Below are 5,215 nucleotides of genomic sequence, written 5' to 3'. Positions count from 1 at the left end.
TGAGGCGCAGAAGTGCGACTCTTTTGATTCTAAGTCTCTGTTTTATTGGGTGCCATGACTTATTGAGAAGTTATGGGGTGCGCTCGTAAAATATTGATTTAAAATGAAAATACCGCTAGCCTGACGGCTATGGGGCTAGGGGGGATTTCGGGTGGCATCGCTCGCATCGGGAAACAATTGATGGACACTTGCTTAGTACGGGAAACACCATTCCCTTGGATGCCATGTCAGATATCCAAACCCTTTTGGCCTGCTTTCCACGCTCCGGTCGCCTGGAGTGGATCGGCCTCCGCCCCGAGCGGCGTGCCCCCTTGCTGACGCCAGAGTCTGTCATCGCTGTGGCCGGCCAGGGGCTGGAGGGCGATCATTATCGCGCGCGCCGGCGCGGTACGCGTCAGGTCACCCTGATCCAGGCCGAGCACCTGGCGGTGATCGGTGCCCTGCTGGGCCGGGCTCCACCGGAACCAGCAGTCCTGCGCCGTAACCTGGTGGTGTCCGGGATCAACCTGCTCGCACTCAAGGGCCGGCGCTTCCAAATCGGGGAGGCCGTGCTGGAGGGCAGCGGTTTCGCTCATCCTTGTTCGCGGATGGAGGAGGTCTTGGGCGCTGGCGGCTACAACGCTATGCGCGGACATGGTGGCTTGACGGCCCGCGTCGTCCGCTCCGGTCCCCTTGTACTTGGGGACGCCGTCATCGAGCTGGGTCTGGCCGGCGACGGCGCTGAAACCGAGACTGCGTGAATCCGTGACGGCTGGGGTGCTGTTGGACACCCTTTCCTCGCATCAAGACGGCCCCTCGCCGTCACACCTCGACGACGACTTTGCCGGTGGTGCGCCCGCCCTGCAGGGTGCGCAGCGCACGCGGCAGTTCATCGAAGCGAAAGCGCGCGCCGATGTGGGGCGGTGCTGAGTTCAGGGCGAGCGCGGCCGAGGCCGACGCGGGCAGGCGATCGGCGCGTTCGAACAACCAGATGAGGTTGAACCCCATGACGCTGCGGTTCTTGTCGATGAGCGTCATCGGGTCGAACTGAGGACGGCGCAGATACTGCCATGCGAGCCGTAGCCAGTTCGGGCGCGCACCGCTCGGCATGAAATCGGCGGCACCGTAGAGTACGTGGCGTCCCTCAGGGGCGAGGCGCTCGAACGCTGGCCGGAAGAAGGAACCCGCGATGGCGTCGAAGATCAGGTTGAAGTGCGACGCACCAATGGCGGCAAGCGCCGCATCGAGCTGAGCCCCGAAGCGCGCCGCATCGCGCACCACGACCTGGTTCCGGACAAGGCCGTACGCTTCGAGCAACGGGAGCTTGTCGCTGTGACCGATGGTCCCGATCACCGTGGCGCCGGTCGCGCGCGCCATGGCCACCGCGTGCAGCCCGACCCCGCCCGCGGCCGAATGGACGAGTGCGACCTGGCCTGGCGCGAGCGCGCCGAGGTGGACGAGGCCGTACCACGCGGTCAGCGCCTGCACCAGGTACGCCGCCCCCTGCGCCATCGTCCAGGTCTCCGGGAGTGGCACGAGGTAGCGCGTGTCGGCGTTCAGCGCTGTCGCGTATCCACCGAAACGCGTGAGCACCATCACGCGATCGCCGGGAGCAAGGGTCGTCCCGGCGGATTCGCCGCTCGCGCGCGGCGGACCCAGCGCCTCGACGACGCCCGCGCACTCGAGCCCTGGGACGAAGGCGCCCCGTGGCGTCGCCGAGTAGAGACCCAAGCAAGCGAAAACGTCCGCGAAGTTGAGGCCGATGGCCTCGACGCAGACGCGCGCCTCTCCCTCACCAGGTGGGGGCAGGTCCTCGGTGACCTGAGCGAGCCGTTCGAGCGATCCCGCCGACGGGATCCGCCATGCGCGGCGCGTCGTCATCGGTTTGCCTCAACGCGGCTGGGATGACGCGGTTGTCGACCGCGCCGGGGTTTCCGAGGGCCTGTGTCGCCTCTGTCGCTGTGACGCGCAGCGAGCCCGGTTCGAGCAACGGGGCGGCATCCGAGCGAGAACATGAGTCTCTTCAGCTGAAGACGGGTGTTCCAAAGCATTTTTCTTTTGTTTTACAGCCGCCCGGGTGTCCTGGAGAAGCTGCTCTTAGTCGTCATTCCATCATCTATATGGCCCGTGCGATGGTGATCAGCAGCTTAGCCGATGGCTCGGCTACTGATCCAATGTCGGCGGGCGCGCGCACTCACCGGCGAGACTGCGGCACTGCCGACAGCGGCAGCCGTCCATGCCGCTCGCGAACACTGACTCAGGGCTTCTGTGCCGATAGCGAGCAGTTGCGTCAGCAGGTCCAGCCGATCGGCAAGCTTCTGGTGAAGGACCAAATCAAGGTGCATGGCGCGGCTCGGGATCGAGCTTCGGATACTGCGACCACTTGTTCCTTACTGCTCTCGGCAAATCGGCATTGGCGCCCGTGAGGGTGCCGGATGGTCCCGCTTGTACTGTGCGAGGATCGGCTCGAGCCTTTTCTTCGGCCAATACTTCGGCGCACGGATGTCCTTCAAACAGGACGCATTCCAATATAGGCCGGCCCGCGATAGCGATCGGCCGGCCTTCACCGCTTGCGCGACGGCCTCGATGTCGGTCGCCTCGGGGTAGACGTACAGGGTGGTTGGACCGGTCTTTGTGATCGCGATGATGTCCTGGGCGTCAGACGGCGACCAGCTGGTGCAGCCACTGCTGCGGCCGCCAGAGTAGTCCACGAGCTTTCCCAGCGGGACATAACCCGCGTCATTCGCGTGGGGGCTGAGCGGATCTCTGAGCCGACAAGCTCCCTTGATCAAGACCGCCGCATGTCCCCCGATCGCGCGCTGTCTGGCGTTTGCGGTCTCGCCTTCGCCCTCGAACTGAACGAAGGAGCGCGTCAGCACCGCTTTTTGTCTCGCTGAGACGCGGTAGTAGCCTTTGAAAGACGTTCTTATCTCGTCAGTGACATAGACCCCGCCGGCCGTCAGCTTCGATCCCAACGCGTTGCTGAAATGCTTTGCGCACCGTCTACCGTTGGTGAAATCCGCGATTCCTTGCAGTTTGCGGCCGCCGCCGTGGCCCGAGGAGACCGCGCGAAACGACCGTTCGGCTTCGCAGATGATGTAAAAGCGATGCCTCAATCCGCCGTCGCTTGTATCGTGGGGTCGTGTGGCGTCCATCGCGAAGTAGCAGGGATTCCTCACGGCACCTTCGCGCACCTTTCGTAGGTATAGCGCCCGCGCCCGCTGCAAGACCACTGATGTGATTTCATTGGGGCCTTCGCCGACATGGGCCTTCAGCCAGGTCGGGATGCCCGATGGCAGTTCCGTCGCGAAGGATTGCGGCGACGCCGACATCACGCCGAGAATGATAAAGAGACGGATAAGCGCCGGAAGGCTGCATCTGGCTGGCATTGATCAACGCTCTTGTCGCAGGGACTTGGGATTGAATGAGAGGCACTCTCCCCGCTGCCTATTCCAGTGAAACTGGACACCCCATCCGGGGGAAAGTGGACAGTGATCCTTGGGCCTCGACGCGGGTACGTCGTTGTTACTGCGCTATGGCCTCGTTTGTCAAGCGTGGCGCAGAATGCCTGCGGCCGGAAGCCACCCCTTGCAGCAACTGGACCGATCGGTCGCGGACATCCTGCAGCGAGGCCGGAGCCTTGAGGTACCGGGGCTACTCCGACAGTCCGGCAGCGCGAAGATCCTCGACGAAGGCGTTCATCAATGCCTCGTCTTGAATCGGATGAGCGGCTTTCTGATGGGAGATGGTGTCGGTTGGACTCAGCATCTGCACTTCCTGCACCTCCCACTCGGCGTCATCTTGGCGGCCGGCGCGAACGTAACTGGCTGCAAGGTGTAGCCTGATCGGGACGGCGTTCTCGTTGCGGGTCTTGGCCGCTTCGAGCGCTTCAATCGCCTCGTCGATGCGGCCAAGACTGTAGTAGGCCCTGCCCAGGTTGTAGGGGTAGTCCCAAGTGTAATAGGGGTTGAGCTGCATCCCCTTCTTGATCAGCGCGATGGCTGATTCCGGTTCGCCCAGGGCATTCTTGATCAAGGCCAAGAGGCCATAGCCGTCCGCGTAGTTGGGAGTCAATGTGATGGACTGCGTGGCGGCGGCTTCGGCCAACGGGTACTCCTTGCGCATCAGATGCACGAAGCCAAGCGCCCAGTAGGTTTGCGGGATGCTGTTGTCGAGGTCGACTGCCTTGCGGGCGACTTCGAGCGCGCGCTCGAGCGTCAGTTGAGGGTTGTCCGCCCAGCCGCGGCGGTAGCGGAAGGCCAGCGTGTAGGCGAGGGCACCATAGGCACGGCCATAGCCAGGGTCCAGCTCGATGGCCTGGCGATACATGGCTTGCGCCTCGCGATTGCTGTCCGGCGTGCTGATCTTCGCCAACCGCTGCCCTTCCTGAAAGGCGTCGTAGGCGGCGAGGTTGTTGGTGGTCCGACGTGCTAGGCGCTCGGTCTCTTGGCGGGATAGCTTGATGGCCAGCGCGTCGACGATGTTGCGTGTGAGTTCGTCTTGTACTGCGAAGACGTCGGCGATCTGCCGGTCATAACGCTTGGCCCATCTTTGCAGGCCGTTGCGGGCATCGACTAAGCGGGCATTCAACCTGACGGTGCCCGCCTGACGGCGGATGTTGCCTTCGAGGACGAAATCGACGTTGAGGTCGGCGGCCAGTTCGCGTGCTGGAATCCGCTTGCCCTTGAAGGTGAATGAGGTGTTGCTCGCGATCACCAAGAGGGCGGGAAGTCCTGAGAGGTCGGTGATGAGGTCCTCGCTGATCCCGTCGGCGAAGGCTTCGAACTGTGGATCGTCGCTGAGGTTGTCGAACGGCAGCACGACGATCGAGGGCGCGCGGCCCGCAGTTGCGACCGGAGGTGGGGGCGCTTCCAGGGTCGCGGTGGACCAAACCAAGAAGAGCGTCGTCCCGAATCCTGCCAGCACCGTCAAGGCAGCCATGATCAGCAGGGCCTTTGCGTTCATCGCGCGTCGCCATCTCGGAGCAGCAGGCGCCTGCGTGCTCAATAGGCTGATCCCCGTTCTTTCGGCGGGCGCGGACTCAGCTTCACTCAGGCCGGGCACAGTCGAGCGACGATCGTCGTCAGCGTCCAGATAACGGACAGGCGCGACCAGGCGGTAGCCGCGCTTTGGGATGGTCTCGATGATACTCGGCTCTTTGGCCTGGTCGCCGAACGCCTTTCTGAGCTTGATCACGCTCTTGGTGACCGCGTCGTAACCCACCAGAGCGCCGCGC

Annotated in this window: 5 protein-coding genes; 1 reads left to right on the top strand and 4 read right to left on the bottom strand. The window is 63.5% G+C overall.

Going from position 1 to position 5,215, the window contains the following annotated elements; all coding sequences use genetic code 11:
- Positions 1-224 precede the first annotated feature (224 nt).
- Entirely contained in the window at positions 225-740 is a 516-nt protein-coding gene (locus G3480_RS25010) for an MOSC domain-containing protein (protein ID WP_164656936.1), read from the top strand.
- A gap of 61 nt (positions 741-801) precedes the next feature.
- Here G3480_RS25010 and G3480_RS25005 read toward each other — a convergent pair whose 3' ends face one another.
- The 4 genes from G3480_RS25005 to G3480_RS24990 all read right to left on the bottom strand — a co-directional run.
- Positions 802-1,860, bottom strand: coding sequence for a zinc-binding dehydrogenase (locus tag G3480_RS25005; protein WP_164656935.1), 1,059 nt, complete (start codon positions 1,858-1,860; stop codon positions 802-804).
- Between the two features lie 266 nt (positions 1,861-2,126).
- On the bottom strand, positions 2,127-2,324 hold the full coding sequence (locus tag G3480_RS25000) for a hypothetical protein (protein ID WP_164656934.1): 198 nt from the start codon (positions 2,322-2,324) through the stop codon (positions 2,127-2,129).
- A gap of 45 nt (positions 2,325-2,369) precedes the next feature.
- Positions 2,370-3,368, bottom strand: a complete 999-nt coding sequence (locus G3480_RS24995) for a hypothetical protein (RefSeq protein ID WP_164656933.1) — start codon at positions 3,366-3,368, stop codon at positions 2,370-2,372.
- Between the two features lie 265 nt (positions 3,369-3,633).
- Positions 3,634-5,215: tetratricopeptide repeat protein (locus tag G3480_RS24990; protein WP_164656932.1), on the bottom strand; the 1,582-nt coding region annotated here is incomplete at its 5' end.

Origin of the sequence: Thiorhodococcus mannitoliphagus (assembly GCF_010915725.1) — a bacterium.
In the GTDB taxonomy this organism is placed as follows: domain Bacteria; phylum Pseudomonadota; class Gammaproteobacteria; order Chromatiales; family Chromatiaceae; genus Thiorhodococcus; species Thiorhodococcus mannitoliphagus.
The sequence above is the reverse complement of the archived record's forward strand: the minus strand, read 5'-3'. Positions and strand labels throughout refer to the sequence as shown.

Coding starts and splice junctions, on each gene's coding strand:
- G3480_RS25010 (WP_164656936.1), top strand. CDS start 225: ATGTCAGATATCCAAACCCTTTTGGCCTGCTTTCCACGCTCCGGTCGC.
- G3480_RS25005 (WP_164656935.1), bottom strand. CDS start 1,860: ATGACGACGCGCCGCGCATGGCGGATCCCGTCGGCGGGATCGCTCGAA.
- G3480_RS25000 (WP_164656934.1), bottom strand. CDS start 2,324: ATGCACCTTGATTTGGTCCTTCACCAGAAGCTTGCCGATCGGCTGGAC.
- G3480_RS24995 (WP_164656933.1), bottom strand. CDS start 3,368: ATGCCAGCCAGATGCAGCCTTCCGGCGCTTATCCGTCTCTTTATCATT.